Source organism: Clavibacter californiensis, assembly GCF_021952865.1.
GTDB lineage: Bacteria > Actinomycetota > Actinomycetes > Actinomycetales > Microbacteriaceae > Clavibacter > Clavibacter californiensis.
Window position 1 is genome coordinate 2909710 of the sequence record NZ_CP040792.1, and the last position, 13324, is coordinate 2923033.

Genomic DNA, 13324 nt, shown 5'->3' on the forward strand with positions numbered 1-13324 from the left:
CCCGCGCGCCCGCGCCGCGAGCGCGCCCGCGACCGTCGCCGCGCTCGCGAGGACGGTCCCGGCGACGGATCCGCCACCGTGACCGCGGCACCCACCGCCACGCGCACCGCCACCCGCGAGCACCACGAGCACGACCACGACGCCCCGCGCCCCGCCCGCGCCGCCCCCACCGGGATCCGCACCGGCCTCGGGACGGGCCTCGCCCTCGTCCTCCTGCTCCTCGCCCTCCGCGCCGCCTCCCCGGCGCTCGGCGACAGCGTCCTGCCCGACCGGCTCCAGGACCTCGTCACCCTGAGCGTCAGCGTCATCGTGGAGTCGCTGCCGTTCGTGATCCTCGGCATCGTGCTGTCGATCGTCGTGCAGGTGTGGGTGCCGCCCGGCGTCATCGAGCGCCGGCTCCCCCGCAACCCGTTCGCGCGCCGCGCGTGCATCTCGTTCCTCGGCATGGCCCTGCCCGTGTGCGAGTGCGGCAACGTGCCGCTCGCGCGCGGTCTCGTGGTGCGCGGCTTCACGGTGCCGGAGTCGATCACGTTCCTGCTGGCCGCGCCGATCCTCAACCCCATCACCATCATCACGACGCACGCGGCCTTCGGCTGGGACGGCTGGATCCTCGTGGCCCGCCTCGTCGGCGGCTTCCTGATCGCGAACGTGGTCGGCTGGCTCTTCAGCCTGCACCCCGAGCCCGACCGCCTCCTCACGCCCGAGTTCCGCGCCGAGTGCGCCCTGCCCGACCCGCACGCCCACGGCGGCGCGCGCGTCCGGAAGTCGATCTCGCTGTTCGGGCGCGAGGCGACGACGATCATGCCGGCGCTCGTCATCGGATCCCTGCTGGCCGGCCTCATCCAGGTCGCGGTGCCGCGCGAGGTGCTCGTGACGCTCGGCGGCAGCCCGATCCTCTCGGTGCTCGCGCTGATGCTCCTCGCGTTCGTCGTCTCCGTCTGCTCCAACGTGGACGCGTTCTTCGTGCTCTCGTTCGGATCCGTGTTCCTGCCCGGCGGCATCGTCGCCTTCCTGGTGTTCGGGCCGGTCATCGACGTGAAGATGCTCGCGCTCATGCGCACCACCTACTCGACCCGCACGCTCGTGATGATCACCTCGGTCGTCGCGCTGATCAGCCTCGCGCTGGGATGGGGTGTCAATGCCATCGCCTGACGACCGGGACACGCTCGACCGGACCGCCGCCACGCTCCCCGGCGGCCTCCGCCGCGCCCGACGCCGCCGCGCCGCCGGCGGTCGGACCTCGTCCACGGTGGGCCTCGTGCTCCTCGCCGCGTGCATCGTCTCGACGCTGTGGCTGACGATCACCGGCCAGCTCGGCCTCTACATCCACCCGCGCTACTTCGTGTTCACCGGGATCATGGCGGTCATCGGCCTGGTCGCGACGGTCGCCGGGTTCGCGCTGCGCCCCGCCGACGCCGCGGAGGAGCACGACCACGACCACGGATCCGCCGCGCTCGACGACCTCGCCGAAGGGGCCGCCGGGGCCGCCGGACGCGCCGAGACCCCCGCCGCCCGATCCACCCTCCGCGCCCGCGCCTCCCGCGTCGCCGTCGCCGCCGTCGTGACCGTCACAGTGGTAGCCGTCCTCGTGCTCCCGCCGCGGACGCTCACCCAGAGCACCGTCACGCAGCGCGCGCTCAACTCGAGCACGGTCGCCTCCGACGCCGCGCCCGACCAGGAGCTCCTCGGCACGGACGACTTCTCCACCCTGGGCGTGAAGGACTGGTCGCAGCTGCTCGCGCAGACCACGGATCCGACCTTCTTCACCTCGAAGTCCGTCGACATCACGGGCTTCGTGAGCGCCGACCCCGACGACCCGGACGACGTGTTCTACGTCACGCGCTTCGTCGTCACCTGCTGCGCGGTCGACGCGCAGCCCGTCGGCGTCCCCGTCTACCAGCCGGGCTGGAAGTCGACGCTGCAGACCGACGAGTGGGTGCGCGTCACCGGCCCGTTCGCGTCGAACCCGAGCGCGAAGAGCCGGCAGCCGCTCGCGGTCATGCCGCAGGGCGTCCAGCAGGTCGACCAGCCCGCCGACCCCTACGTCTACTGAGCCGCCCGTGACCGATGCCCCCGCCTCCCCGCGCGCCTTCCGCCGGGCGTTCACCGCCGTGATCCTCGTGCTGGTCCTCGCCTGCGGCGGCCTGCTCGCGGTCGCCGGCAGCCAGGGGCCGCGGCTCGTGCGCACCGACGTGGATCCGCTCGCCGTCGTGCAGCAGTCCCGGCAGCGGCTCGTGCTCGCGGCGAACCGGCCGATCCAGCCGGTCGACGTCTCGCGCATCAGGATGGAGCCCGGCGCCGACTTCACCGTCGACACGCAGGCCGACCGCATCATCATCGACTTCACCCGGCCGCTCGCCTACGACGCCGACTACACGGTCGCGATCGACGGCGTCCAGGGCGTCGGCGGCGGCCCCTCGTCCGACCTCGCGACGTCGTTCCGCACGGGCGACCCCGGCATGTACGTCCTCGTCCGCGGCGGCGAGCAGCAGGCAGACCGGATCCTCCGGCAGAGCGTCGGCGGCGGCGGCCAGGGCGCGAACGACGAGGTGTTCGAGGCCACGAAGATCCAGGAGTACGCGGTCGTGGGGCAGTCGCTCGTGGTCGCCACGCTCCAGGACGACGGCACGAACGGCCTCGTGATCGCGGGGCTGGACGGCTCCGGCCAGGTCGACCTCCCGCTCCCCGGCCGCGGCACGCTCCAGGACCTCCATGCCGAGGACACGGGGACCACGATCGGCTTCCGCTTCACGAGCACGGACGGCGGCCCGTACGACGACACCCTCATGGTCGACGACGTCGGCGCGGGGGCCACGCCGGCGCCCGTGCTCGGGCTCGACGGCCAGGCGATCAGCGCGCAGGCGTGGGGCTTCGTGCCGGGGCGACCGCAGCTCGTCGCGCACGGGCAGGACGGCGACCTCTCCCTGGTCACGGTCGACGGGTCGTCGCCCATCGTCCCGCTCGGCCGCCACGGCACGCTCGGCCCGTTCTCCGCGGACGGCACGCGGCTCGCGGTCACGGATCCCGGTTCGACGACCGAGATCGACCTCCGCACCGCCCAGCAGACGCAGCTGCCCACCGAGACCGGCGGCGCCGACCTCCAGTACGACGGCGCGATCTCGTTCGTGCCCGGCGACGACGGCGCGGTGCTGCGCGTGCGCACGACGCTCGATCCCGCGACGGGCACCGCCACGCAGCGGCTCGTCGTCGTCCGCGACGGCCAGGCGAGCGACGTCTACGTGCCCGCGGACCCGGCCACCCGCATCACGGGCCTCTCTGTCACTCCGAACGGGCGCTTCGCCCTGCTCGAGACCGTCCCGGATCCCGCGCGCGGCGCGAGCGACGACTACCCCAGGGAGCCCCGCGACACGTCCGTGACCACGCTGCTGGTGGAGCTCGCGACCGGCACCGTGACCCGCAGCGTCGCCGGCTTCGAGGTCACGATCGGCTGACGCGACGGGCGTCGCAGCCCGACCCCGCACGCGCCGACGGCCCCGGCTCCCCGGAGGGAGACGAGGCCGTCGATGCGTTCTGCTGTGATCGCAGGTGGTGCTGTGCCGGGGTCGAGCCCGGGTGGGTGCTACTTGGTGTTGACGGTGATCTTGGCGATGCCGACGACGAGCTGGTCGGTGACCGCGGTCGTGCCGAACGTGCTGTTCAGGAGGCTGGCGGCGTCGGGGCTGACCTTGACCGTGGTGCCCTCGAGGACGGCGTTGTCGCCCTCCATGGCGAGGGGCTTCAGGGTCGTGCCGTCGAGGTTGAAGATGTAGACGTCCTTCATGACCTCGCCGTCGCCGACCTGGACCGAGCCCGTGAGGCGGCTGGTGCCGGGGTCGATGACGAAGTCGGTGAGCTTCACGACGGTGGAGCCGGCGGTGAGGCTGATGCCGGAGCCGGAGTGGTCGATCTCGCCCTGGACGTAGGGGCGGTAGGACTGCTCGGGGTCGAAGTACTTCACGTTGCCGCCGGTGATGGGGAACGCGAGGGTGCCGGTGGCGCCGTCGAGGGTCGCGGTGCCGATGACGCCGGGGGTCAGGCCCAGGGTCGTGAGGGCGCCGGTGAAGCCGGAGTCGAGGGTGACCTGGGTGTCGACGCCGGTCAGGGTCGGGATCGTCGCGAGCGGCGTGGGGTTGGCCTCGGTCGTCGCGGTCGCGGCGGGTGTGGAGGAGGTCGAGGACGAGGGGGTCTCGGCGGGGGTCGAGCAGGCCGCGAGGCCGACGACGAGGAAGCCCGCGGTGGCGAGGCCGAAGACGGACTTGGTGAGGTTGCGCATGGGAGTTCCTTCGCTGTGTGGACTGGGGATCCGCCCGGTTCCCCGGGCGACACAGGGACTTCGGCGCGGTCGCGGAACGGGTTGGGGCCGGTTCCCCTTTCCCAGGCGAACGCCAGCTTCACGCGGCGTTCCCCCGGGATCACGGGGATCGGCGGCGGGGCCCCTCGAGTTCGAGGCTTGACATCCGACTGTCGCCGATATATCGTCGCTACATCGCGACAGCACGCCGCGATCCACGACATCACCTGACCGGAAGGAGCGCTCATGCGCACCCACGACCACGACGACCACCTGTCGTCCCCCTCATCCGCCGAGGTCCCCACCGACCGCCACGAGCCCCGCATGCAGCACCACCGCGGCGGGCGCCCGCGCATCATGCCGGGTCACCCCCTCGCCCGCGGCTTCCGCCCGGGCGACGGCCCCGGCTTCCCCGGGTTCCCGGGCTTCCCGGGGATGGGCGGCTTCGGCGGCCCCGGCTTCGGCCCGGGCCGCGGACGCGGCGGACGGGGTCGCGCCCGCCGCGGCGACGTCCGCCTCGCGATCCTCTCCCTGCTCGCCGACGCCCCCTCGAACGGCTACGGCCTCATCACCGGCATCGCCGCGAAGACCGAGGGCGCCTGGCGGCCGAGCCCCGGATCCGTCTACCCCACGCTCCAGCAGCTCGTCGACGAGGACCTGATCGTCGCCGACGAGACAGGCGCCAAGAGCGTCTACTCCCTCACCGACCAGGGCCGCGCCCACGTCGAGGAGCACAAGGAGGAGATCGACGCCGCCTGGGCCGCGACCACCGACAAGTCCGAGGGCGAGGACGCGTTCCAGACCAGCCTCATGAAGCTCATGGGCGTGGTGAAGCCCCTCATGCACGACGCGACCGACGCCCAGCGCCAGGCCGCGGCGGCGAAGCTCGACGAGACGCGGCGCGCGCTGTACGCGATCCTCGCCGACTGATCCCCGCCGGCCTCCGGGCCCGGCACGACGACGGCCCCCGCTGATGCGGGGGCCGTCGTCGTGCGTGCGGGGCGGATCAGCGGATCGCCGCTCCCGTGTCGAGGTCGTCGCCGGCCTCGAGGTCCGGACCGTCGGACTCGGTGATGTCGATGCCCAGCCCGCCGCCCGGGTGGTCGTCCGCGACCCCGTCGTCGTCGAGCGGCACGATGCGCTCGGCGTCGACGGCCTCCTGCGCCTCGCGGGCGTCGGCTCCGGCGAGCTCCTCCTCGTCGACGCCGGTGTCGTCCAGGTCGCGGTCGGCGGGGTCGCGCGGGTTCTCGATGTCGCTCACGGTGCTCTCCTTCGCTCGTCGGTGCGGCGCGGACGCGCCGTGCATCGACGGTACGCGCCCCGGCTCCGTGCCCGCTGGCCCGATGCGTCCGGCGAGCGACGGGAGGGCGGCTCGGCTCAGGAGACGCCGACGGTGATCCGGTGCCAGCCCGTCGCGCCGTCGGGGGCGGGCGGCGCCTCGTCGGAGGTCTGCGTCGCGCCCGTGGTGTCGGTGGCGCGCACCTCGACGCTGTGGGATCCGCTCGCCGCGTCCCACGCGTACGACCACTGCCGCCACGTGTCGGTGCCGACGCCGTCGCCCAGCGTCGCCTCGACCCAGTCGCCCTCGTCGACGCGCACCTCCACCTTGGCGATGCCGGTGTGCTGCGCCCAGGCCATGCCGGCGATCGCGGTGCGTCCCGCGTCCACGCGCGCGCCGGAGCGCGGGGTGTCGATGCGGGACCCCGTCTTGATGGGACCGCGCTCGGTCCACCCGCGGGTCGACCAGTAGGCGACGTCCTCGGCGAAGGTCGTGACCTTGAGCTCGGTGACCCACTTCGTCGCGGAGACGTAGCCGTAGAGGCCGGGCACGACCATCCGCACGGGGAAGCCGTGCTGCTGCGGCAGGGGCTCGCCGTTCATGCCCACCGCGAGGATCGACGCGCGGTCCGGATCCGTGAGCGCCTCGAGCGGCGTGCTCGCGGTCCAGCCGTCCTGGCTCGTGGAGAGCACCATGTCGGCACCCGCGGTCGGCTTCGCGCGCTCGAGCAGGAGGCGGATCGGGTAGCCGAGCCAGAGCGCGTTGCCGATCAGGTTCCCGCCGACCTCGTTGGACACGCACGTGAGGGTGGTCACGTGCTCCGCGAGCGGGAGGGCGAGCAGCTCGGCGAACGTGATCTCGACCTCCTGCTCGACCATGCCCGTGATGCGGAGCTTCCAGGAGGCCGCGTCGACCGACGGCACCTGCAGCGCGGTGTCGATGCGGTAGAAGTCGCTCGCGGGCGTGAGGAAGGGCGCGAGGCCGGGGACCCCGAGCTCGGCTGTCGCGGGGATCGCGGCGGCCGGCGTCGCGGCGCGCGGGAGCACGAGCGTGCGGCGGAAGTCATCCACGCGGGCAGCGGCGGCGTTGAGGCCGCGGGCCACGGATCCGGCGACGACGGAGGCGACGCCCGCGACCACCGTCATGATCAGGAAGGTGCGGCGCTCGACGCGCCCACCCGCGCCGGGTGTGAGCGGGGCGCGCGCGGCCGGGCGGGCGATGCCGCGCACGGGCCCGGCCACCGCCGCGGATGCGGATGCCGCGCGGTCCGCCGCGTCCCGCCAGTCGCGGAGGCGCTCGGCGCCGCGGTGGAGGATGAAGACGCCGGCGATCATGCCGACGATGGTGGGGATCGCCGCGGCACCCGTCGCCCCGGCGCGCGTGGTGGCCGCGAGCACGGCGACGCCGGCGAAGAGCGCGAGCACCACCACGCCGAGCGGCGGGCGGCGCACCTGGAGGATCCCGGCCAGCCCGGCCGCGGCGAGCACCACGAGGCCGAGCACGACGATCAGGGCGACCTTGTCGCCCGTGCCGAACAGGGCGATCACCGTGTCCTTGACGCCCGCGGGCACGAGGTCGATGACGAGCGCGCCGACCGCGAGCACCGGGCTCGCCGCGGGTGCGACGAACGCCGCGGCGATCTCGGCGACGGCCAGCACGGCGAGCGCCGCCACCGCCCCGAGGAACGCGGACCACCAGCGGAGGGCCGCGCGGGTCACGAGGCGACCGGCTTGCTGTACGGGAGGATCACGTCGAAGCGGCAGCCGCCCTCGACGTTCTGGACGGTGACGTCGCCGTCGTGCGCGCGCACGATGCCGCGGACGATCGCGAGGCCGAGGCCCGCCCCGCCGCCGCCCGACGCGTAGCCGCCGTCGTGCGTGCCCTCTGCCTGCACCGCGGGATCCGGCGGCGTGGCCTCGACGGGCGCGGCCGGGAAGTCGGGGCCGAGCGCGGTCTTCTCGGCGGCGCTCTTCCCGTAGGCGCGCGGCGTGCGGGATCCGGTCGACCGCCAGCCGGCGTCGAACACGCGCGGGAGGTCGGCCTCGGGGATGCCGCCCGCGGTGTCCTCGACGGAGAGGACGGCGAGGTTGCCGGAGTCGCGGTGCGCGGAGATGACGATGCGGCCGCCGGGCAGCGACTGCTGGATGGCGTTCATCACCAGGTTGCCGACGACGCGGGAGAGCTCGCGCGGGTCGCCCTGCACCACGAGGTCGTCGTGCGCGGTCTCTCCGCGGAGGTCGACCTTGCGGGCCTGGGCGACCGGTCCGAGCTCGGCGACGGTGTCGCTGACGACGTCGTAGAGGGAGACGCGCTCGACGGCCAGCTCGAGGCTCCCCGAGTTGATGCGGGACAGCTCGAACAGGTCGTCGACCATGCCGTTGAGGCGGTTCGCCTGCACGCGGATCTGCCGGAAGTAGCGGTGCTCGTCGTCGACCATGCCGTCCTCCAGGGACTCGGCCATGGCGCGGATGCCGGCGAGCGGCGTGCGCAGGTCGTGCGACATCCACGCGATGAGCTCGCGACGGCTGCGCTCCTGCGCCTCCATCTTGTCGCGCGCGTCGGCGAGGCGGCGGTTGGCGGCGCTGAGCTCGCGGGCGAGCTGCGCGAACTCGGTGCTGGTGGGGCGGCCCGGCTCGACGGCGGCCTCCTCGCCCATGGACGCGGCGTAGCGGCCGAGCTCGCGGCTGCCGCGCACGAGGGTCATGCCGAGCATCGCGGCCATGACGAGCGAGACGAGCGCGGAGACGGCGGCGACGGAGAGGAACGCGGTGAGGCCGGCGTCGTCGACGAGCATGCTCGCGGTGACGGCGACCATGCCGCCGACGACCGAGAGCACCGCGGCGAGCGCGACCACGCATATCTGGAGCACGAGGGAGCGTCGGCGGAGGGCGCGCAGCAGGACGCTGGCGCCGAGGCCGACGACCGCGGCGCAGACGAGCGCGGTCAGGACGACGACGAGGAAGGAGTCGGCGGTCACGCGTCGGCCTCGGCGGGCGTCGCGGGCGCGGCAGGCGGGGAGGGTGCAGCGGGCGCGGCGGCGTCCGGGTCGAAGCGGTAGCCCACGCCCCAGACGGTGCCGAGGAGCACGGGGTGCGCGGGATCCGCCTCGATCTTCTCCCGCAGGCGCCGCACGTGCACGGTGACGGTGGAGAGGTCGCCGATCTCCCATCCCCACACCTGGCGCAGCAGGTCGTCGCGCCCGAAGACGCGGCGCGGGTTCCGCAGCAGGAAGGCCAGCAGGTCGAACTCGCGGGAGGTGAGCGACAGCATGACGCCGGCCTGGTGGATCTCGCGCGCGCCGAGGTCGAGCACGAACGGCCCCGCGACGAACGGCGGCTCGGGCACGGCCTCGGGCACCGTGCGGCGGAGCACGGCGCGGACCCGCAGCACGAGCTCGCGGGGGGAGAAGGGCTTGGCGAGGTAGTCGTCGGCGCCGGCGTCGAGGCCGTTGACGCGGTCCTCGCCCTGGCCGAGCGCGGTGAGCATCACGACGGGGACGGGCGACTCGGGGTGGTGGGCGCGGATCCGGCGGCAGACCTCGAGGCCGTCGAGGCCGGGGAGCATGCGGTCGAGCACGACGAGGTCGGGCATGCGCTCCGTGGCGACGCGCACGGCCTCGAGGCCGTCGGCGACGGTCTCCACCTGGAAGCCCGAGGCCTTGAGGTAGCGGCAGACGACCTCGTTCACCGTGGGGTCGTCCTCGACCACGAGGATGCGGCGGCCGCGCAGCGGATCCGGCCGCGAGGGATCGGGCCGCGCGGGGTCGGGGCGCCCGGCGTCGGCGCGCGCGGGATCGTAGGTGGGACTCACCCGGTCAGACTATGCGCGGTCCCTGGGCCCGACCCCGCGGGTGTCCTGCTTGCGAGCGAGCCGTCACCCCTCGGGTCGCGGCGGCGCGGCGGCGCGGCGATCGGGCGCGTGGCGGGCGGGCGCAGGCGCGGCCTCCTAGGCTCGACGGATGACGCCAGCGCTCGTGGACGTGGTCCTCCCCTGCCTCGACGAGGAGGAGGCCCTGCCCTGGGTCCTCTCCCGCCTGCCCGAGGGGTACCGCGCGATCGTCGTCGACAACGGATCCACCGACCGCTCCGCCGAGGTCGCGCGCGCGCACGGCGCCCTCGTGGTGGCGGAGTCGCGCCGCGGGTTCGGCGCCGCCGCGCACGCGGGGCTCGAGGCCGCGACCGCGCCGCTCGTGGCGTTCTGCGACGCCGACGCGTCGATGGATCCCGCGCTCCTCCCCCGCGTGGTCGACCCGGTCCGCGACGGCGAGCGCGACCTGGTGCTCGGCCGGCGGGTCCCGTCGGCGCGCGGGGCGTGGCCGCTGCACGCGCGGATCGCGAACCTCGAGCTGGCCAGGCGGCTGCGGCGGATCACGGGCGTCCCGCTGCACGACCTCGGCCCCATGCGCTGCGGGCGGCGCACCGAGCTGCTCGATCTCGGGATCCTCGACCGCCGCAGCGGCTATCCGCTGGAGATGCTGCTGCGGGCATCCGCCGCCGAGTGGCGCATCCTGGAGGTGGACATGCCGTACGCGCCGCGCGTGGGGCGGTCCAAGGTGACCGGCACCGTGCGCGGGACCGTCACGGCCGTGCGCGACATGTCGCGTGTGCTGGCCGAGGCGCGAGCGGCGGCAGCGGGAGCCGACCGCACCCCGGGAGGATCCGCGTGACCGCCGTCGTCGTCATCGCCAAGGAGTGCATCCCCGGCCGCGTGAAGACGCGCCTGCACCCGCCGTTCACGCTCGAGGAGGCGGCCGAGCTCGCGTCCGCCGCCCTCGCCGACACGCTCGCCGCCGTCGACGACGCCGCGCCCGAGCGCCGCGTGCTCCTGTTCGACGGCGGGAACCCGCCCGCGGAGGCCGCCGGCTACGACGTGATCCCGCAGGTGACGGGCGACCTCGACGAGCGGCTCGCCGCGATGTTCGACGCGCTCGACGGCCCTGTCCTCCTCGTCGGCATGGACACCCCGCAGCTCACCGCGGCCCTCCTCCGACCCGTGCTCGACTCCTGGGCCGACGGCGCGCGCGGCCCCGACGCCTGGTTCGGCCCCGCCAACGACGGCGGCTTCTGGGCGCTGGGCCTCCGGGATCCGGACGGCGCGCTCGTGCGCGGCGTGCCCATGTCGCGCGACGACACCGGCGCCGTGCAGCTGTCGCGCCTCATCGACGCCGGGCTCGACGTGGCGATGCTGCCCGAGCTCACCGACGTGGACACGGTCGACGACGCGCGGGAGGCCGCCGAGGCCGCGCCCGCCCATCGCTTCGCCCACGTGCTCCGAACCCTGGAGACCGGCGCGAGCACCCGCGCCGCCACCACCGCACCCGCGACATCGCAGAGGGACCCCGCATGAGCCTGGCCGTCGACCACCCCGAGGACCGCGCCTCCGCGCGCGTCCGCACCTTCGGATCCGGTGGCGGCGAGCCCTACGCCCGGGCCCTCCGCGACTCCGGCGAGGTCCTCTTCCTGTCCCTCGCGTCCTCCGACGACGACAGCGCCGAGGTCATGGACCTGGGCCGCTGGAGCGCGGACGCCGACGCGGTGGACGCGAGCCTCCTCGCCGACGCCGCCGGCCCCGTGCTCGACATCGGCTGCGGCCCGGGCCGCATGGTCCGCGCGGCCATGGACGCCGGGCTCGGCGCGCTCGGCATCGACGTCTCCCCCACCGTGGTCGAGATGGCCGCGGGCCTCGGCCTGCCCGTCCTCCACCGCTCGGTCTTCGAGCGCCTGCCCCGCGAGGGCGGCTGGGGCACGCTCCTCCTCCTCGACGGCAACATCGGCATCGGCGGCGACGCGGCCGCGCTCCTCGCGCGCTGCGGCGAGCTGCTCGACGACGACGGCTCCCTCGTGGTGGAGACCCACCCGGATCCCGCCCGCGACCGCACGTTCGAGTGCACGGTCGAGGACGGTCAGGGCCGCGCGAGCGACCCGTTCCCGTGGGCGCAGGTCGGCCGCGACGCCGTCGCGCGCATGGCGGGCGACGCGGGCCTCGACCTCGTTCAGTGCTGGGAGACCGAGGGCCGGTCCTTCTGCCGCCTCGTCCGCGCGTAGAGCGCCGCGACGACGGCCGTCGCCACCGCGGTGGCGACCCACATGAGCGCGAGGCGCGGCGCGTAGTCCGCGATGAGGATCGTCGGGTTGTCGTTGCCGAGGGCGCGTGCCCGGATCTCGGGGACGACCACCAGGGTCATCACCGCCATCACGACCACGCCCGCTTGCACGATCACGAGCGACCCCGGCGGCAGGCGCCGGCCGGCCCTGCGGATCAGCAGGCCCGCGACGAAGACGACGGGCGACAGGATCGCGTCGTGCACCAGGATCGCCAGCAGCAGGAACACGGAGACGCCCACGACCTGGTCGGTGCGCTGCGAGTCGAGCAGCACGAGCGCGCCGACGACGAGGCCGACGACCCCCACCGCGATGAGCGCGATGCGGGCGGCGAGGACGCCGCGCGTCGCGGGGATGCGGGTGCCGGTCATCACATGACCTCCAGGGTCGAGAGCCACTTGGTCTGCAGCACGCCGGGACGCCCGGGCGCGATCATGCGCGCCGGGTAGCCGTGCTGGATGTCGAGGGGCGCGCCGTCGAGTTCAAGCGCGACGAGGGTGAGCGGGTCGCGCACGTACTCCGGGCCCATCTCGGTGCGCCGGAAGCCGCCGCTCTTCTCGAGGCTCGTGACGCGGAGCCGAGCTCCGGGGTCGGCGCCGACCTGGTCCATGAGGTCCATGAGGCGGACGCCGCGCCAGGTCGCCGACTGGCTCCAGCCCTCGACGCAGGAGATGGGGAGCGTCGCGGTGACGAGCCCCATGCCGCGGAGGTCGTCCATCGTGAAGGCGCGGGAGGAGGATCCGTTCGAGACGGTGAGCGTCCACCCGGCGTCCATGGCCATCTCGGTCACGCCGGCGGCCTCAGCCGTGCGGTTGACGGGAAGCGCCTGCGGGCCGGTGCCCATGACGCGCGGGCCGAAGGCGTTGAACGGGGCGAGGATCCGGAACGACTGGCCCGCGGTGAGGCCCACGACCGCGGCGACGGACGCGCCGACCGCCACGAGGAAGCCGCGGCGGGCGACGGGGGTGGGCGTGACGGGGGTGTCGTCGATCCAGGCGAGCACGCGGCCGGTGATGCCGCGGGGCGCGCGGGCCGGAGTGCCGTCGAGAGCATCGGCGGGCGCGTCCTCCGCCTCGTCCCCGACGATGGGCGACTCGTCCGCCTGCCCGCGCCGCCAGTGCCCGGCGATGGCGGGCAGCTTGACGCCGATGTGGATCGCCAGCGACCCGATCACGACGAAGGCCAGCGCGAAGTGCGTCTGCCGGAAGTAGAACGGGAACGGCACCCACTGGAAGGTGTTGAGGAGGCCCATCGTCACCTCGAGCAGCGACGCCCCGACGAACACGGCGATGGACGTGCGCTCCAGGAAAGACACGACCCCGGTGACCGGCGGGTACGTGAGCAGCTCGGGGAAGACGATCCAGAGCTTGGCGAGCAGCAGCGGCACGCAGGCGATGCCGGCCGTGATGTGGATCCCCTGCGTCAGCCGGTAGAGCGACACGGGCGCGGTCGGGAAGCGCATCCACGGCAGCGGGTCCTGGAGGAAGTGGCTGTAGAGACCCGTCGTGAAGCACACGAGGAAGGCGATGCCGAGGAGGCGGCCGATCACGACCGCCAGCCGGGTCGTGCGCGCGGGCGAGGCCAGGCGGCGCCTGGCCTCGTGCATCAGCGTCCGCATGGGGGTCGTCCTTCGTCCGGGGAGCGGCGGGTCGG

14 protein-coding genes are annotated in these 13324 nt (G+C 74.4%); 7 read left to right on the forward strand and 7 right to left on the reverse strand.

The features are described from left to right. Positions 1–261 precede the first annotated feature (261 nt). From FGD68_RS13950 to FGD68_RS13960, 3 genes are read left to right on the forward strand one after another with little or no spacing between them, the layout of a single operon-like run. Positions 262–1152: a permease gene (locus tag FGD68_RS13950; RefSeq protein ID WP_104235155.1), complete on the forward strand. Its 891-nt coding sequence runs from the start codon at positions 262–264 to the stop codon at positions 1150–1152. Then, on the forward strand, positions 1139–2053 hold the full coding sequence (locus FGD68_RS13955; RefSeq protein ID WP_237609579.1) for a TIGR03943 family putative permease subunit: 915 nt from the start codon (positions 1139–1141) through the stop codon (positions 2051–2053). The genes FGD68_RS13950 and FGD68_RS13955 overlap by 14 nt, the downstream gene beginning before the upstream one ends. Before the next feature lie 7 nt (positions 2054–2060). Further along, positions 2061–3452, forward strand: coding sequence for a hypothetical protein (locus FGD68_RS13960; protein ID WP_119373584.1), 1392 nt, complete (start codon positions 2061–2063; stop codon positions 3450–3452). 128 nt (positions 3453–3580) lie between these two features. On the opposite strand, the gene FGD68_RS13965 is transcribed toward FGD68_RS13960, so the two are convergent. Next, the gene (locus tag FGD68_RS13965; protein ID WP_104234986.1) at positions 3581–4273 is read right to left on the reverse strand and encodes a hypothetical protein; all 693 of its coding nucleotides are present in this window, start codon (positions 4271–4273) and stop codon (positions 3581–3583) included. A gap of 264 nt (positions 4274–4537) precedes the next feature. On the opposite strand from FGD68_RS13965, the gene FGD68_RS13970 reads away from it, so the two are divergent. Then, entirely contained in the window at positions 4538–5221 is a 684-nt protein-coding gene (locus FGD68_RS13970) for a PadR family transcriptional regulator (RefSeq protein ID WP_104234987.1), read from the forward strand. A gap of 76 nt (positions 5222–5297) precedes the next feature. Here FGD68_RS13970 and FGD68_RS13975 read toward each other — a convergent pair whose 3' ends face one another. From FGD68_RS13975 to FGD68_RS13990, 4 genes are all read right to left on the reverse strand, one after another. Further along, on the reverse strand, positions 5298–5552 hold the full coding sequence (locus tag FGD68_RS13975) for a hypothetical protein (RefSeq protein WP_119373809.1): 255 nt from the start codon (positions 5550–5552) through the stop codon (positions 5298–5300). A 116-nt stretch (positions 5553–5668) separates the two neighbouring features. Continuing rightward, a complete protein-coding gene (locus FGD68_RS13980) occupies positions 5669–7288 on the reverse strand; it encodes a molybdopterin-dependent oxidoreductase (protein ID WP_237609580.1) in 1620 nt (539 codons plus the stop codon). Then, positions 7285–8547 carry a sensor histidine kinase gene (locus tag FGD68_RS13985; RefSeq protein ID WP_104234989.1) on the reverse strand — a complete coding sequence of 421 codons (1263 nt, stop codon included), beginning with the start codon at positions 8545–8547 and terminating at the stop codon, positions 7285–7287. The genes FGD68_RS13980 and FGD68_RS13985 overlap by 4 nt, the downstream gene beginning before the upstream one ends. Continuing rightward, positions 8544–9380: a response regulator transcription factor gene (locus FGD68_RS13990; RefSeq protein WP_119373656.1), complete on the reverse strand. Its 837-nt coding sequence runs from the start codon at positions 9378–9380 to the stop codon at positions 8544–8546. Before FGD68_RS13990 ends, FGD68_RS13985 begins: the two co-directional genes overlap by 4 nt. Before the next feature lie 148 nt (positions 9381–9528). Here FGD68_RS13990 and FGD68_RS13995 point away from each other — a divergent pair, with 148 nt between their 5' ends. Genes FGD68_RS13995 through FGD68_RS14005 form a run of 3 tightly spaced genes read left to right on the forward strand, consistent with a single transcriptional unit; the run spans position 9529 to position 11614 of the window. Beyond that, the gene (locus tag FGD68_RS13995; RefSeq protein ID WP_043583485.1) at positions 9529–10236 is read left to right on the forward strand and encodes a glycosyltransferase family 2 protein; all 708 of its coding nucleotides are present in this window, start codon (positions 9529–9531) and stop codon (positions 10234–10236) included. Continuing rightward, positions 10233–10916 (forward strand): TIGR04282 family arsenosugar biosynthesis glycosyltransferase, encoded by a 684-nt coding sequence (locus FGD68_RS14000; protein WP_104234992.1) that lies wholly within the window; start codon positions 10233–10235, stop codon positions 10914–10916. Before FGD68_RS13995 ends, FGD68_RS14000 begins: the two co-directional genes overlap by 4 nt. After that, a complete protein-coding gene (locus FGD68_RS14005) occupies positions 10913–11614 on the forward strand; it encodes a class I SAM-dependent methyltransferase (protein ID WP_104234993.1) in 702 nt (233 codons plus the stop codon). The genes FGD68_RS14000 and FGD68_RS14005 overlap by 4 nt, the downstream gene beginning before the upstream one ends. Here FGD68_RS14005 and FGD68_RS14010 read toward each other — a convergent pair. Both FGD68_RS14010 and FGD68_RS14015 read right to left on the reverse strand, forming a co-directional pair. Next, positions 11563–12042 (reverse strand): hypothetical protein, encoded by a 480-nt coding sequence (locus FGD68_RS14010; protein ID WP_119373394.1) that lies wholly within the window; start codon positions 12040–12042, stop codon positions 11563–11565. The two genes, FGD68_RS14005 and FGD68_RS14010, sit on opposite strands and share 52 nt — an antisense overlap. Beyond that, complete coding sequence (locus FGD68_RS14015) at positions 12042–13289, reverse strand: molybdopterin-dependent oxidoreductase (protein WP_119373395.1); 1248 nt, start codon at positions 13287–13289, stop codon at positions 12042–12044. The genes FGD68_RS14010 and FGD68_RS14015 overlap by 1 nt, the downstream gene beginning before the upstream one ends. Between the last annotated feature and the right edge of the window lie 35 nt (positions 13290–13324).

Bases quoted from the DNA above. Each gene is read 5' to 3' on its own strand.
- FGD68_RS13955 (WP_237609579.1), top strand. From the start codon at position 1,139: ATGCCATCGCCTGACGACCGGGACACGCTCGACCGGACCGCCGCCACG.
- FGD68_RS13965 (WP_104234986.1), bottom strand. From the start codon at position 4,273: ATGCGCAACCTCACCAAGTCCGTCTTCGGCCTCGCCACCGCGGGCTTC.
- FGD68_RS13970 (WP_104234987.1), top strand. From the start codon at position 4,538: ATGCGCACCCACGACCACGACGACCACCTGTCGTCCCCCTCATCCGCC.
- FGD68_RS13995 (WP_043583485.1), top strand. From the start codon at position 9,529: ATGACGCCAGCGCTCGTGGACGTGGTCCTCCCCTGCCTCGACGAGGAG.
- FGD68_RS14005 (WP_104234993.1), top strand. From the start codon at position 10,913: ATGAGCCTGGCCGTCGACCACCCCGAGGACCGCGCCTCCGCGCGCGTC.
- FGD68_RS14010 (WP_119373394.1), bottom strand. From the start codon at position 12,042: ATGACCGGCACCCGCATCCCCGCGACGCGCGGCGTCCTCGCCGCCCGC.
- FGD68_RS14015 (WP_119373395.1), bottom strand. From the start codon at position 13,289: ATGCGGACGCTGATGCACGAGGCCAGGCGCCGCCTGGCCTCGCCCGCG.